The organism is Spirillospora sp. NPDC000708 (assembly GCF_040299565.1).
Classification (GTDB): Bacteria; Actinomycetota; Actinomycetes; order Streptosporangiales; family Streptosporangiaceae; genus Spirillospora.
This window is the reverse complement of record NZ_JBEPCJ010000137.1, coordinates 1-19,382: the sequence shown is the minus strand read 5'-3', so window position 1 is coordinate 19,382 and position 19,382 is coordinate 1. Positions and strand designations below refer to the sequence as shown.

The window sequence follows — 19,382 nt, the reverse complement described above, 5'->3', positions numbered from 1 at the left end:
CATCAGCTCCTCGAAGTAGAGCCGGCCGGACGCGTCCCGGTGCCGGGTGTGCCGTTTCGGCGGCACGTCGCCGACCCGCCGGTAGTGCGCCATGAATTGCCTCCTTGCTGTTCAGATGCCATCTGGACGGGCGCGGTCGGCCCCGGCTCGCGTGCCCGCTCGGAACCGCCGTGATCGCCGGCAACGCATGCCTTGGCGTCGGCTCGGGAGAACTGAGGACGCTCGGTGGCCGCTTGCCTGTGGCCTCACCGTTCAGGTGGTGGGGAGGGCCGCGGCGATGCCGAGGTGGAGCATTTCTCTGGTGAAGTCGCAGGAGTAGCCGGTCCAGGCGTCCCGGAGGAGTTTCTCCGGACCGGCGCCCGTGGAGACTCCGGTGGCTCCGTGCAGCCGGACCGCGGTTTGCGCGCATTGGATCGCCGCGTCCACGGCGCGGGTCTTGGCCGCCGGAACCAGGACGGCGAGCTCGCTTGGATCGGCTCCCTCGTCCAGCGCCGTCGCCGCTTCATGGACCAGCAGCCGGGCCGTCCGCACGGTCACCGCCATCTCCGCCAGGTCGAGGGCCACGGCCTGGTGCTCGCGCAGCGGGCGGCCCCAGCTGTGGCGTGCGGCCGTATAGGCGCGGGCGAGTTCCTCGGCGGCGCGCGCGACGCCGACAAAGGCCGCGGCGAGACCGACCGCCATACCCGGTGTGGCGCTCATCAGCAATCGCAACGCTCCGCCCTCTGGCCCGATCCGGGAGGAGGCGGGCACGCGAACCTGGTCGAGGAACACCTCGGCGTGGAAGCCGGTGCGCAATCCCAGCAGCCGGGAACGAGGACCGCAGGACAGGCCCGCGGTGTCGGCGGGGATCCAGAAGGCGCTGGTCGATTCGACACCGGGACGGCCCGTGGCCGTCCTCGCGAAGACGATGTAGGCGTCGGCGACGCCCGCGTTGGTGACCCACTGCGCCTTGGCACCGCTGATGACGTAGTCGTCGCCGTCCCGAACCGCACGGGTGCGGTAGCCGGACTCCGGACCGGGCCGGGGGTCGAACAGCTCGGAACCGGCGACCGACGGCTCGTTCATCGCGCCCGCGAGAACGGTGGCGCCGGACGCTATGCCCGGCAGCCACCGTTCCTTCTGCTCCGGCGTGCCCGCCGCGAGGATCAGACCGGGGACGGTCATGGTGAGGTTCAGCCCGGCGGCGAACCCCGCGTCCACCGCACCGAGCTCCTCGGCGACGATCGCGTTGTCGAACTGCGTCCCGCCTCCCCCGCCGTACTCCTGGGGAATGAGCAGGCCGGGAAGTCCGAGTTCCGCCGCGCCTTTCAGCAGGTCGCGGTTGGCCTCGCAGGACAGCTCACCGTCATCGGGAGGAAGCGCGGGGGCCAGGCGGTTGCGGGCGTAGGCGGCGACCGTGTCGCGGAGCGCTTGCCGTTCGGGCGTGATGCGGGTCATGGCATCGCCTTTCCGCTGCGCAGGCGGTCGATGCCGATCGCGACCACGAGGACGACGCCGCTCACGACGTTGCTCCAGAACGGGCTGACGCCGGCGAGGGTGACGCCGTTCTGCAGGACGCCGAGGAACAGCACGCCCAGCAGCGTGCCGAGCAGGGAACCCCGGCCGCCCATGAAGGACGTCCCGCCGAGCAGTACGGCGGCGCCGGCCGTCAGTTCCATCCCGATGCCCGCGTCCGGCGAGGTCGAGGTCAGGCGCGCCGCGCCGACGACGCCGGCGAGGCCCGCGAGCGCCGCGCACAGCGTGTAGACGGCGACGCGGACGCCGGCGACGCTGATCCCCGCCAACCTCGCGGCCTCGGGGTTGCCGCCCACCGCGTACACCATGCGGCCGAACCCGGTGTAGCGCAGCACGAGGACGGCCAGCGCGAACACCACGGCAGCGATCACCACCGTGATCGGGACACCGGCGACGCGCTGCGAACCGAGCTTCACCAGGAACGCGTGCTTGAAGATCGTCTGCGACTGCCCGCCGGACCAGATCTGCGCGAGCCCGTGCAGCAGCGTCCCGGTCCCGATCGTGACGACCAGGAACGACAGTCCCGCCCTGCCGATGAGCAGGCCGTTGGTCAGCAGCCCGGCGACCAGCGCAGCGGCGACCGAGGCGAGCAGCGCGGCGGGGGCGGGCAGGACGTCCAGCAGCTTCCAGCAGACAATCGCCGAGAAGCCCATCATGCCGCCGACCGACAGGTCGATGCCCCCGGTCAGCAGCACGAACGTCATCCCGGTGGCGACCAGCAGCAGCACCACGTTCGTCTCGGCGATGTTCATGAAGTTGTCGACCGTGAGGAACTGCGGCTGCGTCACCGACAGCCCCACGATCAGCAGCACCAGGACGGCGAGCACCCCGAGGTACTGCGAGGTCGCCTGCACCGCGTCCCGGGCCCTGCCGGAGGCCGGGCCCCGCGGCGCGGCCGCGGTCAGTGTCTTGTCAGGCAGCGTCATCTCGGTCCCCTCCCCCAAGCGCCAGCAGCGCGATGGCCTCCTCGCTCGCCTCGTCCCGGTCGAGGACGCCGGCCGGGCGGCCCTCGGCGAGCACGATGATCCGGTCGGCGAGCCCGAGGAGCTCCAGCAGATCGGACGAGGCGAGCACGACTGCGGCCCCGGCCTCCGCCAGCCCGCCGATCAGTTCGTAGATGTCGGCGCGGGCACCGATGTCCACGCCGCGGGTCGGTTCGTCCAGCAGCAGCACCTTCGGGGCGTGCCCGATGGCGCGGGCGAGCACCAGCTTTTGCGCATTCCCGCCCGACAGCGTCCCGACCGCGACGTCCACTCCCGGGCAGCGGACCCGGTACTCGGCGACCGCGCGGTTCGCGCGTTCCCGGTCTCGGGCGCGGTCCGTCCTGCGCAGGGCGCGCAGCCAGGGGACCGCGAGGTTGTCGCGGATCGTGTGGTCGGCCGCCAGCGCCTGCTCGAACCGGTCCTCGGGGACCAGCGCGACCCCGGCCTGGCGGGCGGTGCGGGGGGTGGCGCGTTCCACCGGGCTCCCGTCGACCACGACGGTGCCGTCACGCGGCTTGCGGGCACCGGCGATCGTCTCCAGCAGTTCGCTGCGTCCGGCACCGACCAGGCCCGCGACACCGATGATCTGTCCGGCCCGCACGTCGAACGAGATGGGGTGCGGGGACCGGTCGGTCACCAGCCCCGTGATGCTCAGGCGCACCGCACCGGGCGTCACCGGACGCTTGTGGAAGTACTCGCCGAGGTCGCGGCCGACCATCGCCGAGGACAGCCGCTCGTCGGTGAGCTCGTCGCGGCCCAGCTCGGCCACGGTGCTCCCGTCGCGCAGCACGGTCGCACGGTCGCACGCGCGCCGGATCTCCCGCAGCCGATGGGTGATCATGATGACGCCGCAGCCCTGCGCCGCGAGCCCGTCCACGACGGCGAACAGCCGTTCCGGGTCAGGCAGCCGGGTCGTCACCTCGTCCAGGATCAGCAGCCGCGGTTCTGCGGCCAGGGCCTTGGCGACCTCGACCAGCTCCCGCTCCCCCGGCGGCAGGGTCCCTGCAAGCCGCAGCGGGTCGACGTCCAGCCCCGCGCGCTTCAGGTAGGGCGCCGCCTGTGCGGCCAGCATCGGGCGGCGGACAGCCCGGGCCGCCCGGTTCAGCCGGGACAACAGCACGTTCTCGGCGACCGAAAGGCCCGGGACCAGCGTCGGCTCCTGCGAGACCAGGCACAGCCCCGCGTCGAGCGCGTCCCTGGGACCGCTGAAGGTCACCGGCCGCCCGTCCAGCTCCACGGCGCCCTCGTCCGGCGGCATCGCGCCGGCCACGATCCGCGCCAGTGTGGATTTCCCCGAGCCGTTCTCGCCCGCCAGGCAGACCACCTCGCCGCGGTTCACCAGCAGGTCGGCCCGCCGCAGCGCGGCGACGGGCCCGAACCGCTTGGCGACCCCGGACACCTTCAGCAGCGGCGCTGTGTTCGCGTCCGCCACGTCAGCTCGTCTTGACGTAGGTCTTGCCGTCGCGCTGCTCGAAGGCGACGGAGAACGGGTTGTCCACCCGCTGCGCAATCGGCTGCCAGTCGTCGATGTTCTTCCTGCCGAGCTTCACCGTCGGGATCCAGATCTCCTTGGGCACGCTGCCGCCGCACACCGCGCGCAGCGCCGCGTACGCCAGCGCCTGGCCGGTCTTGTCGTAGGGGACGCCGTAGGTCGCGGTGATCTTGCCGGCCTCGACCAGCGGCACCGCGTCGGGCTGCCCGTTGATGGACACGATCGCCGGGTTGAAACCGCCGCCCAGCGCGGACGCGGCGCCGATCGCCGAGACGTCGTTGAACGTCCAGATGCCCTTGAGGTCCTTGCCGTACTTCTGCCGCCACGACTCGGCGATCGCCTTGGCGTCCTCGGGCGTGATCTTCTGGTTGACCTGGCGGTCCACCACGGTCAGCCCGGCCTGCTTCGCGCCGGCCTCGAACCCGGCCTTCTCCCAGTTCAGCAGCTCGGCGTAGGCCGGGCCGAACATCGCGGCGACCTTGCCGCCGCCGACGAGCGACTTCAGCGTCTTCGCACCGTCCACGCCGGCGAAGTCGACGTCGTCGTGGACGGAGGTGAAGTACGGCCCGCCGACCTTGGTGTCCAGCACGATGATCGGGACCTTCTTCGCCCGCGCCTGCGCGAACACCCCCTGGGTGGCGTTCGGGTCGACGGGGTTGGCGATCAATGCGTCGACCTGCTGCTGCATCAGTGTGTTGAGGTCGGAGATCTGCTTGCCGGGGTTGAGGTTGGCGTTGACGGCCTTGAGCTTGGCTCCGTACTTGGCCAGGGCCTTGGTCAGGATCTCCTCGATCGCCTTGAAGTTCGGGTCGGGCAGCGGCTCGCTGAACCCGATGGTCTTGCCCTTGGCCGCGTTGCAGCCCGTCCCGTCATCGCCTCCCGACGCGGCGGCATTGCTCTTGCCACCGCCGCCGCAGGCGGCCGAGCCGAGCAGAAGTCCGGCCGCCACCAAACGGGCCGCGGTGCGGCGCGCACGCACGGTCATATGCCACCTCCGGCAGTCTTACCGCATGACGGTCGTCACATAGCTGACGACTGGAACCACGGTTGTACGCCCTTGCGGCCACGACCTCCGAGACAAAGGGTTCGCTGGACGGACCCGCACGCGCGACCGCCCGGACCGTGCACACTGGGGGCATGCGAGGACCCGAGAGCGACCTCATCGACGGAGACTGGGCGGGCGCGACACCGTCCATGGCCCGCAGCCCCCGCAGCGGCGCCGCCGGCGAACCCGGAACGGGCCGCCCCAAGATGCTGATCATGGACGTCTGCGGCGCCTACATGCGGCCGCTCGGCGGATGGTTCGCCATCGCGAAGATCGTGCAGCTGATGAATGAGCTCGGGGTGGACGAGACCGCGACCCGGTCGGCGCTGTTGCGGATGCGCCGCAAAGGCCTGCTCGAATCGGAGAACCGGGCGGGCACGCGCGGGCTCCGGCTGACCGAGCAGGCGCTCGCCGCGCTGGAGGAGACCGACCGGCGGATCTTCGGCCCCCGCCACCCGGCCTACCTCGGCGACGGCTGGGTCCTGGTGTCCCTGTCGGTCCCCGAAGACGAACGCTCCAAGCGGCACGTCCTGCGCTCGCAACTGTCCTGGCTCGGCTTCGGTAACCTCGGCAACGGCCTGTGGATGGCGCCCCGCCGCATGCGCGACGAACTGGAGAAGACCGTCAAGCAGCTCGGATTCGAACGGTTCGTGCTGATGTTCGACGCGCAGTACGCCGGGTTCGCCGAACTGTCGGCACTGGCGGAGAAGGCCTGGGACATGGCCGAGCTGACCGAGCTGTACGCCGAGTTCGTCGAATGGTGCGAGCCGGTCGCCGAACGCTGGCAGGACGTCCGGCTCCCGTCCGGCTCCCAGGCGTTCGCCGACTACACGCTGGCCCTCTACCACTGGCGCAAGTTCCCCTACCTCGACCCGGGCCTGCCCAAGGACCTGCTCCCCGCCGACTGGGCAGGGCACCGAGCCGCCGAACTCTTCTTCGACCTACGCAACCGGCTGGAACCCGGTGCGATCGAGTACGTCCGCAAGGTCTGCGCGGCCGGCTGAGTTCGTCCAGCGGACCATGCGGCTCCCGGCCCGCGCGCCCGCCGACCTACCGTGCCTGCGTGATCAAGGGATTCAAGGGCCGGCTGCTCACGCCCGGCGACGCGGGCTACGACGACCACCGGCGCATCTGGAACGAGGCCGTCCAGGCCCGTCCCGCCCTGCTCGCCCGCTGCGCCGACACCGACGACGTCGCCCTCGCCATCGGCCACGCCCACGACAACGGCCTCCCGCTGACCGTCCGCGCGGGCGGGCACAACTTCGCCGGCCGCTCGCTCGCCGACGGCGGCGTCGTGATCGACGTCCGCGACCTGAACGGCATCGCCGTCGACCCCAAACGCCGCATCGCCCGCCTGGGCGCCGGTCTTCGCTGGGGGCAGGTGGATCCCATCCTGCAGGAGCACGGCCTGGCCACAGCCGGCGGATCGGTTTCCAAGGTCGGCGTCGCCGGCTTCTCCCTCGGCACCGGCCTCGGCTGGCTCGGCCGCCTCCACGGACTCGCCGGCGACAACCTCACCGGCGCCACCATCGTCACCGCCGACGGCGCCGTCCGCAACGTCGGCCCTCACGCCGACCCCGACCTCTACTGGGCACTGCGCGGCGCCGGAACCGGGCTCGGCGTCGTCACCGAACTCCGCATGCGGCTGTTCCCCCTCGTCCGCCCGACCACCGGCATGCTCATCCACCGCCTCGAAGACGCCCACAACGTCCTCTGGCAGACCGTCGAAGCCACCGCGGACGCTCCCTCGCATCTCAACTGGGCGGCCGTCCTCACCTGCGCACCCCCCATCCCCGCCCTTCCCGACGACGTGCAGGGCCGCCCGGTCTTCCTCGTCCCCGTCTTCTCCACCGGCCCCGACGGCGCCGACGACCCCCACGTCCAGGCTCTCCGCCGCATCGGCCGCCCCCTCCTGGACACCATCGCGCCGACCGACTTCTGCGCCTTCCAAACCTCCACCGACGACGCCGCCCCCGACGGAACACACTGGGATGTCCGCTCCGAATGGCTCACCCGCCTGGACGGCCCTGCCATCGACCACGCCGCCGCAATGATCGAGGAAGCCTCCTCACCGCTCAGCGAATTCCTCTTCCGCCCCCTCGGCGGCGCCATCTCCGCACCCGACGCCCCCGACACCCCCTTCTCCTACCGCCACGCCGCCTTCATGACCGAGATCATCGCCAACTGGCCCCACGGCGACGGCACCGCCGAACGCGCATGGACCGACAAAGGACTCAACGGCCTGGCGCACCTCTCCGCCGGCGGACCTGATGTCAACCACATCGGACTCGACGAAGACGCCTGCCGCGCCCGCAGCGCCTACTCCCCCACCACCCTGAACCGTCTAGCCGCCATCAAACAGGCCTACGACCCCGAAGAAGTCTTCCAGTCACCGCCATGGGTCCGCGGCTAGCACTCCTCGCCGCGCCGCCGGAAAGCCGTGTCCCTACCGAGACCGCACCCCCGGCACCACCGATCATGGCTGCTGCGATTTGGCACGATCAATGAGATCGCTCCCGGGCGATCCGGTCGGCTACCGCGAGCGCGACGCCGTGGAGTGCGGCATCAACTGACTCAAACGCGACCGTGCGGTCGCCGTCGGCTTCGACAAGCTCGCCGTCCGCTACCTGGCCACCGTCGACATCACCGCCATCAGCCAGCCGGTGCGCGCTGCAGGACGCTGGAACAGCCTGGTGTCGGCGAAATACGGCGAGGGCCCTGTCCAGATCGGTGAGTCCAGCCGTGGCATTCTCTAGCGCCGATGCTTCGGCCCCATACGCGCGCTGCCCCGGTACGCGGGACCGGAAACAACGGCAGGCGTGAGCGGCTGCGATGGAGGTCAAGGCCGGTCTCCAGCTGGGAAGCGCGTACTGTGGTCGGCTTGCTCGGCAGGCTGCGGGAGCCTGCTCGGCGGCGCCGATACCCGCCGGTGAGAGCAGGAGGCAGCGGTGCGGCGTGCATGTCGTGCGAATGCGTTCAAGCCCTGCTGGAGTTGCGTGCCTTCGGCAGCAGTCAGGTGCTCCAAGACCGTCTGTATGTCGGTGTTGCGCTTCTGGCGCAGGTCGTTGAGAAGTTCTGCTCCATCCGGGGTGAGGTGAAGCGAGATCTGGCGGCGGTCGCCGAGGGAGGGCGAGCGCCTCAGCAGAGATGCGCTCTCCAGGCGGTCGCACAGGCGGCTGGCGGATGAGGGCAGGGTCTGCAGTTCCTCGGCGAGCGCTCCGAGGGTGATGCCGGGGCGGTCGTCGACGATCTCTATCGCGTCCAGTTGCACCGGTGACAGGTGCCCCGCTACGGTGCGGCGGGCTCGGTGCCAGACAGCCACCAGAGCGCTTGCGGCTTCTTCGAGGGGCGAGAGGCCAGGGGTGCTTCTGAAGTCGGCGGACATGGCGACGAGGGCACCGACCCTCCTGCACATACGGTCACGATCTGTAACTGCTGTCGACCGTTCCCGATGCGGAGAGCATTATGCGCGACGAACTCGCCGGCCGGGGCCAGGGCTTGGCGGCTTCGCTGCCCACCGGCACCAACGCGCTCGGCTGTGGCCCCGTGCGCTCCTGGGTCCGGGCGTTCGGAGGGCCCGCCTTAAGTATTTGCCATACAGCAACTATTGTCGGTGCATCGGTGGTCGGCCGCAGCGGGGCGGCGCAGGAGTGTGGGAGTAGCCGATGGCGCGGCGGGGCGAGAGAGGTGCGGCGGCCATGCCCGCGCCGCCCGGTCTGCTCGACGGCTCCGGTGTTGCTCCTGTTCCTCCCGACAGCGTGCCTCGCTTGGGGATGCTGGAGATTCTGCTGGTGGAGGACGATCCAGGCGACGCGCTGCTGGTGGAGGACAACCTCGCCGACACCGGGCTGCAGACATCGCTGCGATGGGTGCGTTCGATCGGCGAGGCGCATGGGCCGTTGACGGCAGGACCAAGACCCGATTGCGTGCTGCTGGACCTTCACCTGGGCGAGGTGCAGGGGCTCCAGGTGTTGCGACAGGTGCTGGAGTGGGCGCCCGGCACGGCGGTGGTGGTGCTGACCGGGCTCGCCGAATCGCAGGCCGCGATGGCGGCGGTCGCCGCCGGCGCGCAGGACTACCTGTTCAAAGCGCAGCTGGAGCCTGAGGGCCTCGGACGAGCCGTCCGGTACGCCGTGCAGCGTCGGCAGGTCCAGCGGGCGGTCGCAGCGCTGCAGGCCGAGCAGATGCGCGCTGAGGAGAACGCCCGCCTGGAACGCGGGCTGCTGCCGAGCCCGCGGGTCGCCAATCCGGGCCTGCAGGTGGTGACGCGGTACCGGCCGAGCCGGGTGCACTCGCTGCTGGGCGGGGACTTCTATGACGTGGTGGAGACCGCCGACGGGCTGGTGCACGCCGTCATCGGAGACGTCTCCGGGCACGACCCGGCGGCGGCGGCGTTGGGTGTGAGCCTGCGAGTCGCGTGGCGGTCGTTCGTGCTGGCCGGAGTGCGCGGGGCCCGGCTCCCCGAAATGCTGGAGTCGTTGCTCGTCGCCGAGCAGGGCGGGGCGGAGATGTTCGTCACCCTCACTACCGTCACGCTGTCCCCCGACCGGCCGGTGGCGCGGGTGGTGCGGGCCGGCCATCCGGGTTTCCTGCTGCACGGCCATGGCGGGGTCCGGCTGGTGGAGTCGCCCGGCGGGCTCGGCGTGGGGATGATCCCCGGGCTGGCGACCTGGCAGGAGCACCAGCTGGAGATACCGGCCGGGACGTCGGTGATGATGTTCACCGATGGTCTATTCGAAGTGCGCACGGGTTCGGACAGGCGTCACCTGGGCATGGGGGGTCTGCTCCATCTCGCCCAACGCCACCGGGACCGGCCGGCGGAGCAGTTCGTCGACGCGCTGATCACCGACGTCGAGGCGGCCTCGCTGCGGCACGGCGGCCTCGCCGACGACGTCGCCGTCGTTCACCTGGGATGGGCCAACACGTGAGCCTTTCACTACCGCAGGCGCAGGCCGGTGACCTCACCGGCGTCGCCGATCCGGGCTGACGATGCTGTGGCAGAACCTCGTCGGCAACGCCGTCAAGTTCCGCTCCCCCGACCACGACCCGGTCGTGCGCATCGCCTGCGAGCGGGAGGACGACCGGTGGCACCTGACCGTCACCGACAACGGGATCGGCATCCCGCCCGAGTACCAGGAGAAGATCTTCGTCATCTTCCAGCGGCTGCACGGCCGGGACGCCTACACCGGCACCGGCATCGGCCTGGCCCTGTGCAAGAAGATCGTCGAGTACCACGGCGGCCGGATCTGGCTCGACACCGAACACGCGGACGGCGCCCGCTTCCACTTCACCCTCCCCGTCCTCGACCGATCCGGCGCCGAGCAGGACGCCGATGGCCAGGACACCCCGTCGAAGACCGCCCCCGCCTCCGCCCCCGCCCCTGCCTCCGCCTCCGCGACGCCGCCGGACGGGCCCGCCGCGTCCACCTCATCCGTCACCGACCTCCAGGGAGCCGGTTCGTGACCAGCGCCGCCGTCCAGCCCATCACCGTCCTGCTGGTAGAGGACGACCCGGGCGACGAGCTGATGACCCGCGAGGCGTTCGAGCACAACAAGGTCGGCAGCGCTCTGCATGTCGTCCGTGACGGCGCCGAGGCCCTGGACTACCTGTACCGGCGCGGCGACCATGCCGCGGTGCCGCGCCCCGACCTGGTCCTGCTGGACCTCAACCTGCCCAAACGCGACGGGCGCGAGGTCCTCGAAGAGATCAAGTCGCATCCCGACCTCGCCGCGATCCCGGTGGTGGTCCTCACCACCTCCTCCGCCGAGGAGGACATCCTGCGCAGCTACCGGCTGCACGCCAACGCCTACGTCACCAAGCCCGTCGACTTCGACCAGTTCATCAACGCCATCCGCCAGATCGACGACTTCTTCGTCACCGTCGTCCGCCTCCCCGCCCGGCACTGACACCCGGCGCACCAGGGCGCGGTGATGAACGAAGACAGCCAGACGAGCTCGGCGCTACGGAGTCCTTCGGCGGTTTCGGCGGCATGACCGACCTCGCCGCGGCCCGCAGGGAACGCAGAGCCGCGTCGCAGCCGGTTCCGCCGCCTACCTGAGCTCAGCCCCACCCCTGCGAAGACTCCTGAGTCTCCGCCTGGTGCGCCTGCGAGGAGCTGTCGGTGGCCGGCTGCTTCCAGTCCAGGCACAGCGCCACCGCGTCATCGGCGAGAGCCTGCTTCCCGAGATGCTCGATGAGCTCGGCGATGACCGCCAGCGGCACCTCGGCGGCGTCCAGCATGCGGCTGTCCCTGGCGACCCGCTCCAGCGCCGTGGTCCCGAAGGCGCCGCCGGACGGGGTGGACGCGGTGTAGAGCCCGTCGCTCACGATGATCAGGCGGTCACCCGCCCCGATCTTGAACTGCTGGATCTGGTACCGGGTGTCGGCGAACATGCCCAGCGGCATCTGATGCTCCAGTTCGACCGGGATCACCGTCGCGCCCCGCATCAGCAGGATGTGCGGTGACCCGGCATCAACCGCGGAGACCACACCATCGGCCAGGTTCACCCTCAGAACCAGCGTTTCTGTGAACTCCGCGCCGCGGTATCGCCCGTAGACCAGATCGCCGGCGAGGGCGGCCTGGTCGGCCACGTCGGCACCCGAACGACGTGCGTTGCGCAGCGCCCCGACGGCGAGCGAGGTCAGCAGCGCGGCCTGGATGCCCGACCCCGAACCGTTGGTGACCGTCAGCGTCAGATGGTCGCGCTCGGTCGACCAGTCGAAGTTGTCCCCACCGATCGAATACGCCGGCTCCAGATGTCCGGCCAGGCTGAACTCCGCGCCCGCGCAGCCGTGCCCGGGCAGCAGCTGCCACTGGATCTCGGCCGCAAGTGTGAGACGCCGCAGACGGCGCGCCCTTTCATAGCGGTCGGTGTGGTTCCAGGCGACCTTCAAGGCGCAACCGGTGACCTCTGCGATCTCGATCAGGTCGGGGAGGAGGGTCTCTGGCTCCGGCGCTCCGGTGGTCACGGCGAGTACCCCCAGCCGCTCACCGCGGGCGGTGACCGGAACGCAGATCTCACAGTGATCGGGGTCGGCGCCCCGGCCGGGAAAGGGCGTGAGCGCCGGGGCGCGCGACACGAACGCGCGTCCCACGGCGCTGCCATGCATCCGGATGGGATCAGGCTCGTCCTGACCGTCGAGCGGAACCAGGACGTTGAGGTGGTAGTCCGCGAGCAGGATCCGGACGGCGGAGACCGCGGGCAGACAGCTCCTGAGTACCCCGTCCAAGGCCTCGGGAAGAGAGTGCGCGGGTGTGCGGCGCAGACAGTCCTCCACCGTTTGGAGCCGTGTCCTGTGCGTCATCGTCGACGCTCCGTCGTCACACCAGGCCGCCCATAGCGGTGGCTGACGCCGGGCCGGTCATCGATCCGGTCCCTCTGTGACACTGCATGGGCGGCGGCTCCTCCACCAGTTCTCGGCACCGGTGCCGACAGCAACCGTGGCCACGGCCGCGGAGCGGTTGCCGGCCGCCGATGTAATGCCCTGCGTCGTCGTATGACCTGCGAGGCCACCTTGAAGATACCCACAGAAGCGACAAACCAGGAAGTAATGGTCGCTCTCAGTCTGACCCGGCTAACGTGGCCGTCCTCGCCGCCGAGCGTCTGGCAGAGCGGGGCGGGTCGAAAGAACCGGGTCTGTGGCGGAGTCTGGCCCCCGGTTCGACAAGCTGATGATCATCTACTACGCAGCCGCGGTCCCGGCAGCGGCGGTGGTACTGGGCACGGAATCAACGGTCCCCTTGAAGTTTCCTTCGCCGACCACGAGGAACGCGGCGACGAGACTGCCCCACCCGTGGCCATTGGCAGCCTGGGCCACCGCTCCCCCCTCAGGCCGGCCCGGGGACAACGGGTCCGGCCGCGGGTACACCGCCAACGACGTCAACGACACGCACGTAACCGTCCACCCTGGTCCTGGCCAGCAGCTCAGCCACCCGAGGCCGGGGGGACACCAGGACCAGCTCCCCGCCGGCGGCCTGGGCGTGCTTCCACAGCCGCACGAACGCGTTGAGCCCTGAGGAATCGCAGAAGGTCACCTGCGACAACTCCAGCGCGACCTGCGTCCGGTCCGTCATCACCAGCTCGGCGACCTGGTCGATCACCGCCGGAGCGGTGGTCACATCCAGCTCGCCGGACAGCTCGACCACCCACCAGGGCCCCGCCAACCCCACACCCACGATCAGGTTCAGCCCGGGCAAAGGCCCATCCGGCCTCGCCGTCACCTCGACCATCCCCAGCCCATCTGGTCGGCAGATGTCTTCAGTATGCCCATAGGCGGCACCAGCGTAGTACGGCATTGATCCGCAAACGGGTGGTGCGCGCCCCTCGGCTATCCCTCCGCCGGGAGCCGGCAGCACCACCTCGGCGCCTTTCCCGGGAGCCGGTCTAGATCGGGAGATCGGCACACGCAAGGCCAGAGGAGAGAGGTGTGGGCGGCGTTGCGGCTTGGCTGGACTTGTCCGCTCTCCACTTCGTCCCCGAGATCAATCATGCTGCGGTTCTTCGGTGGCCGCCTAGGCTTGCCAGAGTGACAGCAGAAACCAGTGACATCGAGAAGGCGGCCGATGTGCTGCGCGCCGGAGGGCTGGTGGCCTTCCCGACCGAAACCGTCTACGGTCTGGGTTCTAACGCAGAAGATCCCGCCGCTGTCGCACGCATCTTCCAGGTCAAGGGGCGTCCGACCTCCCACCCTCTGATCGTTCACCTCGGCGGCGCGAACGACCTGGACGACTTGGTTCAGCAGGTGCCGCCGACCGCGCGGCTACTGGCCGAACGCTTCTGGCCGGGGCCGCTCACGCTGGTCCTGCGGCGCGGTCGCCGCGTCCCGCTCCAAGCCACGGGCGGACTGGAGAGCCTGGCCGTGCGCGTACCCGACCACCCCGTCGCGCTCGCACTGCTGGCGACCTTCGGCGGAGGTGTCACGGCTCTCTCGGCCAACCGCTTCCGCCAAGTCAGCCCCACCACCGCGGACCACGTGCATGCCGAGCTCGGTGATGCCGTCGACCTGGTGCTGGACGGCGGCCCCTGCCAGGTCGGCGTCGAATCGACCATCGTCGACGCCACAGGCGAGACCCCGAGCATCCTGCGGCCCGGCGGAGTGACACGCGAAGACCTCCAAACAGTGCTGGAGCGCCCCCTTGAGGTCCCCTCGACCAGCCGCATCCGGGTGCCGGGCCAGCATCCGTCGCATTACGCGCCGCGTGCGCGGGTCGTCCTGGTCGAGCCCCAACAGGTCATCTCCGAAACAGAACGCGCCCAGGAACTGGGACACCAGGTGGGCGTCTTTGTCCCCCCTTGCTTCACCGACGCTCCGGTGAAGGCGCACGCCGCGGTGACGGTCCCAGCTTCGATGACCGCCTACGCGCGCGAGCTGTACGGCCTTCTACGTGAACTCGACCGGCAGGGATGCGACCTCATCATCGCCTCCCTGCCGGCGCAGGAGGGACTGGGACTGGCAATCGCCAACCGGCTCCGCCGCGCCGCCGACCCTCGTCGCTGACGACCGGCCAGCCCAAATACCCAGCCCAGCCCCTCAGGGCACAGCGCCGAAACCATCCAACGGCCCTGCCGTGCCGCCGACCGAACACGCGTCCGGCGACTTGCGGGGCCCCGCACAACCTGGCGCCATCCTGACCAGGATCGCAAGCGAGGAGACATGGCGGCGCCACCGACGGCAGAGCCCCAGAATCAGGAGGCGGCGTCGGTGATGTCAGCGGCGATGTCGAGTCCGCGGGCCGCCACTACCTGGGCGTCGCCGTCGGCCAGGCGGTAACAGAGGCCCACGACGGCGGCCCGGCCTGCATCGACCCGTTCGGCGAGCACCCGCGAGCGGTCCACCAGCAGGTCGACCGTCTGCCGGATGTGCTCGGCCAGAATCTCGTCGGCGTCCACGCGCCCTGCGGCCCGCGCCGCGAGCACACTGGGCGTCACCCGCTCGACGACGTCGCGGACATAACCGCCCGGCGTCATCCCCTCCTCCAGCGCGGCGCACGCCGCGGCGACCGCGCCGCACGAGTCATGGCCGAGAACCACCACCAGTGGGCAGTCCAGCACCTGCACCCCGTACTCGATGCTGCCCAGCACCTCCGCGCCCATCACGTGACCCGCGGTCCGCACCACGAACAGATCACCCAGACCACGATCCAGGACGATCTCCGCGGCCAACCGGGAGTCCGAGCACCCGAACAGCACAGCGAACGGGCGCTGACCCGGTGCAATCGCGGCGCGGCGCGCCGCGTCCTGATTCGGATGCTCCGCAGCGTCAGCGACAAAGCGCCGGTTACCGGCCAGCAGCACCTCGAAGGCTTCCTTTGGAGTCGACGCGATCTCGGTCATGGCCGCAGCCTAGGACACCCCCGAAGAACGCCAAGGCCCCGGGGTGTCGCGGGCGCCTTGAACCGCGCAGGACCGCCGCGTCACGTCCACGGCGAACGCTGAGAAGCCGCGAAGAACCCCCTCGACCTCTCGGTCGATGGGCCGCTCGGTGGCGTCTGCGAAGGAAGAGGAATTGGTCATCGGCTGGGTGCTGGCCCGTGAGGTTGGGGACGCTGTTGTCGGGTGGCTGGTGGTCGTGAGCTGGGCTAGGTGCTCTGCTTGGCAGTTGGCGCATCGTCCGGACCAGTCGTGGGCCACGCTGGCGGCGGCCTCCACGGCCATCATGGCCTCCCCGCACCAGCGGCAGTGACGGGCCATGCCGCGGGCGACGGCAACGACAGGGATCTGGTCGGCAGGAGGCCAGACCCGAAGCGTTTCGTCGTGGTACCCGATAAGCTCGACCAGGTATCCAGCGCTGATCAGTGCTGCGGCGGCGTCGGCCAGGACGTCTGGTAGCCGATCAGCGACGGCGAAGACCGACACCAGGTAAGGATCCTGGCCGTTCACCGCGCACCCGGCCCCTGCAGGTGAGCAGCCCGCGCGGCGCAGTATGATGCGGATCTGCTCTGCCGCCCAGTCCCGCTCGTTGCGCAACGGCCGCCCGTCGACCGTGTACCCGTAGTCCGGGCCCAGTTCCTGGCTCGTCACCATCGCAGCTCAGTACCTTCGTCACCAGCCACCCGGTCGGACAGCCGAAAGGGCGTGGATCCGTCAGGAAAGCCGTGGTCGGCCATCACGTTCGCCGTCGGCTCGGCCGCTGTCCTCGCCCGAGGTGAACAGGGCGATCAGGGCTTGGACCTGGTGGCCTGAGTCGGCCGGGTGGCGGAAAGCACGGTCAGCGGTAAGGACGTAGCGGTTGCGGCGGCCCCGGCGCATGCGGGTCAGATAGCCGGCCTCCTCCAGATCCCCGACGATCATCTGGGCAGTGCGGTCGGTGATCTGGACCTGCTCGGCGATGTCCCGGACCCGGACGGTGGGATCACGGGCGATACAGATCAGCACCCGCGCGTGGTTGGTCAGGAACGTCCACCGCTTCGCCGGCGACGTCATGCCCGACACCGTCTTGCCCAACGCCGTCTTGCCCGGCAGCGTCCTTGCCCGGATCTTGTCCGGCGTCGCCGCCTGCCCGGAGGGCATCAGCACACCTCCTCGCCACCTCGTCGAACCGATCCGGAAACCCGAGCCGACATTACCGAAATATTCTTCGGAAGAAAACTTCACTGGCTGGTGGCCGCGTTTCAGGCCGACACCTTCGCGACCTCCGTAACCTCCCTCACAGGCTTCCCACCGGACCAGGGGCCGCGGGCCGGGGCGGCACAGTGCGGGGCGGGTACGGGGAACCGGCAGTGCAGTGATGGATCTTCTCCTCCCGCTTGCCGCGCTGCTCCGATCGCGCCACCGTCAGGACAGCAGCGACCGTCACCGCCGCGCAGAGGAGGTTCCAGCCGGCGCAGCGCGGCGGCGAAGGCGGGGTAGCCGCGCCGTCCGACGTGCTCGCCCATCTCGATGAACGCGCCGCCGCCCGGGGCCCGGCCGCCGCGTGCTGCTTCGCTGACCAGCGCGACGATCTCCTGCAGGTGGGCCTCGAACGTTTCCTGCCATGCAGCGACAGACCTGTCCAACTGCCGCAAGTTCGGGCTCGGTCCCGGGATGCGGCTGCTGGACGTCGGCTGCGGCTGGGGAGCGCTCGCCGTCCACGCGGCCCGCGAGTACGGCGCGCACCGGCGCTGATGACGGCCCTGCTGGCCAGGGGAACCGGCAATCCGCTGCTGGAAAGGCGCATTGCCCGCACCCGCGACGGCTACGCCGACTAAGTCTCCAGCACCAGCGGCTTTCTGTCTATGCCGCCCCGCCGCCATGGCCGGTAGCGGCACCTTTCCGATCAGTCACATCACCGACCTTTACTCAAGGTACCGCATTGAACGCATATGGTGGCGATATTGTTGTGTGATCTCCTCGGTGAATCAGTCGATCGGACGCGGGCAAGATCGCGGCGGAAACGAAGGAGGTACTGATACCCTGGTTGATAATTCTGATGCTGCTGCTGGCGTTGCTTTTGTTCGGTGCGGTTTCGCGCTGAAGTTCCTGTGGATCGTGGCCGCCATTGTGCTGGTCCTGTGGCTGGTGGGGTTCCTCGCACGCAGCTCCGGTTCGTCCGGCCGCCGCAGTCGCTGGCGTAGCTGGTAGCAGGCACCCCCGCAGGTCCCCGACTCCCCCGGTCGCAGCACGCTGCCATGCCCGACTGCGGCCGGTCTTCATATATCCCGGGTGCCCCCCGATATGAGTAGCGGGAGGCACCCGCTTTTGCCGCTGCGGCAGCAGAAGATAAGTCTCGATGAACGGCGCCGCCCCCTATGCAGGCGTGCTCGGGCCAAGGAACCGAAACTGGCCCCAAGCACCAAAAGGCGCACCGGAGCGAACCCGGGATGCGCTCTGGTTGCGTGTTCCGCAACGCCGGTGATGGCCTCACCGGCGACTTCGGGCAGCGCCGTAAAAAACGCTATCGCTGTCCTTTTTATGCTCGGCGGGTTTGGCCGGACATAGATAGGGGACGCCTGGCCCCGCTCAAGGAAGGTGGCGATATGTCGTCCAGTGCAGCGAAGGAACAGGTGCGGCAGACGGGACGCCAGGCTGCGGGGCACTCGTGGTTCCATCACCTGGCCCGAATCGGGCTGGCGGGCCGCGGTCATCTACCTGCTGATCGGTGTGGTCGCCGTGCAGATCGCCTTCGGCTCGGGGGCGGCCAGGCCGATCAGAAAGGCGCCTTGGCGACCGTGGTGGGAACGCCTGGCGGCGAGGTGGCGCTCTGGGTGATCGTGGTGGGGTTCGCCGGGCTGGCCCTGTGGCAGTACGCCGAGGCGCTGTACGGGCAGCCGGTCCCCGACGGCGACAAGCCGCACAAGCGGCTGACCTCACTCGGCCGGGGCTTGGCGTACACGGCCAGTTTCGCCGGCACCTTGGGCTTCGCCCTGAGCAGCAAGGGCAAGTCCTCCGATCAGCAGTCCCCGTCGTTCACCGCCAAGGCGATGGGCGAGCCGGGCGGGCGCTGGCTGGTGCTGGCGATCGGCGTCGCGGTCGCGGCAGTCGGCGTGGTGATGCTCTTCAAGGCGGTCATGCGCAAGTTCCTAGAGGAACTCAAGACCGAGCGGATGCACCGGCAGGTGCGCCGGGCAGCCGCCATGGTGGGCGTGATCGGCCATCTCGTGCGCGGCCTGATGTTCGGCGGCATCAGCCTCTTCCCGGTCTATGCCGCGGTCACCTTCGACGCCCGCAAGGCCAAGGGCATGGACGGCACCCTGCGCGAGTTCGCCCGCACTCCCGCCAGCGCCTGGCTGCTGGTGGCGATGGCGGCTGGACTGATGATCTTCGGCGTGTACTCCTTCTTCGAGGCCCGCTGGCGCAAGGTCGAAGCCGTCGACACGTGACGGCCACCGATCGGCCGGCTACGCGGCGAGATCCGCGACAGCGAGGTCGTCTCCACGGCCCCGTGACCCGAACCCCAGAAGCGACACGTGGGAGGACGCATCATGAGAAGCGGAACCAAGGTGGGACCCGTTCCCATCGGCAAGATCGCCAAGCAGCTGCCGATCGGCGGCCGCAAGCGCGGCGGGCTGGGCAGCCTGGTGAGGAACCTGCCGAGCGGCGTTCCCGGCGGCAAGGCGCTCGGCGCCACCGGCGGCGTCTGCTCGGCGCGGGCGCGGCCGTCGCCGCGGGCCGGGCGCTCAGCCGCCGCGGCGCCGACGCCGACGAGCCCGAGCCGAACAAACAGAACGATCGCGACGAGCAGAGCGCGGCCAAGGGCGGTACCGCCGCCAAGGCCGCGAGCGCCGTCAAGGATAAGGCCAAGAGCGCCAAGGACACCGCCGGCCAGGCCGTGAAGGCCGCGGGTGAGCCCGGTGAGCAGGGCGGCGAGAAGAAGGGCCTGTTCGGGCGGCTGAAGGACACCGTCGGCGGCGCCCTGAAGAAGGGCGGCG

The 19,382-nt window shown here is 70.1% G+C and carries 19 protein-coding genes and 1 pseudogene; 10 read left to right on the top strand and 10 right to left on the bottom strand.

Going from position 1 to position 19,382, the window contains the following annotated elements; all coding sequences use genetic code 11:
- Positions 1-252 precede the first annotated feature (252 nt).
- Genes ABT299_RS48875 through ABT299_RS48860 form a run of 4 tightly spaced genes read right to left on the bottom strand, consistent with a single transcriptional unit; the run spans position 253 to position 4,975 of the window.
- Positions 253-1,437, bottom strand: coding sequence for an acyl-CoA dehydrogenase family protein (locus ABT299_RS48875; protein WP_500255008.1), 1,185 nt, complete (start codon positions 1,435-1,437; stop codon positions 253-255).
- Complete coding sequence (locus tag ABT299_RS48870) at positions 1,434-2,441, bottom strand: ABC transporter permease (protein WP_500255007.1); 1,008 nt, start codon at positions 2,439-2,441, stop codon at positions 1,434-1,436. The genes ABT299_RS48875 and ABT299_RS48870 overlap by 4 nt, the downstream gene beginning before the upstream one ends.
- Positions 2,428-3,930 carry a sugar ABC transporter ATP-binding protein gene (locus tag ABT299_RS48865; protein ID WP_500255006.1) on the bottom strand — a complete coding sequence of 501 codons (1,503 nt, stop codon included), beginning with the start codon at positions 3,928-3,930 and terminating at the stop codon, positions 2,428-2,430. Before ABT299_RS48865 ends, ABT299_RS48870 begins: the two co-directional genes overlap by 14 nt.
- Position 3,931: 1 nt before the next feature.
- Positions 3,932-4,975 (bottom strand): sugar ABC transporter substrate-binding protein, encoded by a 1,044-nt coding sequence (locus ABT299_RS48860; protein WP_500255005.1) that lies wholly within the window; start codon positions 4,973-4,975, stop codon positions 3,932-3,934.
- Between the two features lie 152 nt (positions 4,976-5,127).
- On the opposite strand from ABT299_RS48860, the gene ABT299_RS48855 reads away from it, so the two are divergent.
- Positions 5,128-6,039 carry a PaaX family transcriptional regulator gene (locus ABT299_RS48855; RefSeq protein WP_500255004.1) on the top strand — a complete coding sequence of 304 codons (912 nt, stop codon included), beginning with the start codon at positions 5,128-5,130 and terminating at the stop codon, positions 6,037-6,039.
- 59 nt (positions 6,040-6,098) lie between these two features.
- Complete coding sequence (locus tag ABT299_RS48850; RefSeq protein WP_500255003.1) at positions 6,099-7,448, top strand: FAD-binding oxidoreductase; 1,350 nt, start codon at positions 6,099-6,101, stop codon at positions 7,446-7,448.
- A 426-nt stretch (positions 7,449-7,874) separates the two neighbouring features.
- On the opposite strand, the gene ABT299_RS48845 is transcribed toward ABT299_RS48850, so the two are convergent.
- A complete protein-coding gene (locus ABT299_RS48845) occupies positions 7,875-8,420 on the bottom strand; it encodes a MarR family transcriptional regulator (RefSeq protein WP_500255002.1) in 546 nt (181 codons plus the stop codon).
- 388 nt (positions 8,421-8,808) lie between these two features.
- Here ABT299_RS48845 and ABT299_RS48840 point away from each other — a divergent pair, with 388 nt between their 5' ends.
- The 3 genes from ABT299_RS48840 to ABT299_RS48830 all read left to right on the top strand — a co-directional run bounded on the left by ABT299_RS48840 (position 8,809) and on the right by ABT299_RS48830 (position 10,941).
- The gene (locus ABT299_RS48840) at positions 8,809-9,963 is read left to right on the top strand and encodes a PP2C family protein-serine/threonine phosphatase (protein ID WP_500255001.1); all 1,155 of its coding nucleotides are present in this window, start codon (positions 8,809-8,811) and stop codon (positions 9,961-9,963) included.
- 61 nt (positions 9,964-10,024) lie between these two features.
- On the top strand, positions 10,025-10,498 hold the full coding sequence (locus ABT299_RS48835; protein WP_500255000.1) for a sensor histidine kinase: 474 nt from the start codon (positions 10,025-10,027) through the stop codon (positions 10,496-10,498).
- Positions 10,499-10,560: 62 nt separating this feature from the next.
- Positions 10,561-10,941, top strand: a complete 381-nt coding sequence (locus ABT299_RS48830) for a response regulator (RefSeq protein ID WP_500255009.1) — start codon at positions 10,561-10,563, stop codon at positions 10,939-10,941.
- A gap of 154 nt (positions 10,942-11,095) precedes the next feature.
- Here the strand turns inward: ABT299_RS48830 and ABT299_RS48825 are convergent, their stop codons facing one another.
- A complete protein-coding gene (locus tag ABT299_RS48825; RefSeq protein WP_500254999.1) occupies positions 11,096-12,340 on the bottom strand; it encodes a PP2C family protein-serine/threonine phosphatase in 1,245 nt (414 codons plus the stop codon).
- A gap of 523 nt (positions 12,341-12,863) precedes the next feature.
- Positions 12,864-13,265 (bottom strand): STAS domain-containing protein, encoded by a 402-nt coding sequence (locus ABT299_RS48820; protein WP_500254998.1) that lies wholly within the window; start codon positions 13,263-13,265, stop codon positions 12,864-12,866.
- A gap of 296 nt (positions 13,266-13,561) precedes the next feature.
- On the opposite strand from ABT299_RS48820, the gene ABT299_RS48815 reads away from it, so the two are divergent.
- Positions 13,562-14,533 (top strand): L-threonylcarbamoyladenylate synthase, encoded by a 972-nt coding sequence (locus ABT299_RS48815; RefSeq protein ID WP_500254997.1) that lies wholly within the window; start codon positions 13,562-13,564, stop codon positions 14,531-14,533.
- Between the two features lie 188 nt (positions 14,534-14,721).
- Here ABT299_RS48815 and ABT299_RS48810 read toward each other — a convergent pair whose 3' ends face one another.
- From ABT299_RS48810 to ABT299_RS48800, 3 genes are read right to left on the bottom strand one after another with little or no spacing between them, the layout of a single operon-like run.
- Positions 14,722-15,369 (bottom strand): carbonic anhydrase, encoded by a 648-nt coding sequence (locus ABT299_RS48810; RefSeq protein WP_500254996.1) that lies wholly within the window; start codon positions 15,367-15,369, stop codon positions 14,722-14,724.
- Positions 15,370-15,378: 9 nt separating this feature from the next.
- On the bottom strand, positions 15,379-16,059 hold the full coding sequence (locus ABT299_RS48805) for a hypothetical protein (RefSeq protein WP_500254995.1): 681 nt from the start codon (positions 16,057-16,059) through the stop codon (positions 15,379-15,381).
- Positions 16,060-16,119: 60 nt separating this feature from the next.
- Positions 16,120-16,545 (bottom strand): MarR family transcriptional regulator, encoded by a 426-nt coding sequence (locus ABT299_RS48800; RefSeq protein ID WP_500254994.1) that lies wholly within the window; start codon positions 16,543-16,545, stop codon positions 16,120-16,122.
- A 489-nt stretch (positions 16,546-17,034) separates the two neighbouring features.
- On the opposite strand from ABT299_RS48800, the pseudogene ABT299_RS48795 reads away from it, so the two are divergent.
- From ABT299_RS48795 to ABT299_RS48780, 4 genes and pseudogenes are all read left to right on the top strand, one after another.
- Positions 17,035-17,124: pseudogene (locus tag ABT299_RS48795) on the top strand (class I SAM-dependent methyltransferase); the annotation flags it as partial.
- A gap of 243 nt (positions 17,125-17,367) precedes the next feature.
- Positions 17,368-17,595, top strand: a complete 228-nt coding sequence (locus ABT299_RS48790; protein WP_500254993.1) for a hypothetical protein — start codon at positions 17,368-17,370, stop codon at positions 17,593-17,595.
- Positions 17,596-17,849: 254 nt separating this feature from the next.
- A complete protein-coding gene (locus tag ABT299_RS48785) occupies positions 17,850-18,833 on the top strand; it encodes a DUF1206 domain-containing protein (protein ID WP_500254992.1) in 984 nt (327 codons plus the stop codon).
- Between the two features lie 62 nt (positions 18,834-18,895).
- Positions 18,896-19,382, top strand: a 487-nt coding sequence (locus tag ABT299_RS48780; RefSeq protein ID WP_500254991.1) for a hypothetical protein, incomplete at its 3' end; no start/stop codon positions are given.